Source organism: Neobacillus drentensis (assembly GCF_036965245.1).
GTDB lineage: Bacteria > Bacillota > Bacilli > Bacillales > Cytobacillaceae > Neobacillus > Neobacillus drentensis_G.
In genome coordinates, this window is the sequence record NZ_JBALPG010000151.1 from 1 (window position 1) to 264 (window position 264).

Genomic DNA, 264 nt, shown 5'->3' on the forward strand with positions numbered 1-264 from the left:
AAATAAAAGTGTTGGATTTTGCCAACACTTTTTTAGTTACTAACTTATTTTTTACGAGCAACTATTGTAGCTTTAGGAGGAAGTTTGAAATACCAAAATACTGCTCTCAATATTAAATTTAGTTCTCAACATTATAAATTTTTTCAAGTTTAGATTGAATTGCTTTTTCAATCTTACTAGCATATTCTTCGAATACGTCTTTATAATGAGCGTACGGAGACAATGCACAAGCCCGTAGTACTGTTATTTTACCTTCTTTATCCC

General features: G+C 30.3%; 1 protein-coding gene. It reads right to left on the bottom strand.

The features are described 5' to 3' along the window. Positions 1 to 118: 118 nt before the first annotated feature. Positions 119 to 264, bottom strand: a 146-nt coding sequence (locus V7150_RS26665) for a hypothetical protein (protein ID WP_420490321.1), incomplete at its 5' end; no start/stop codon positions are given.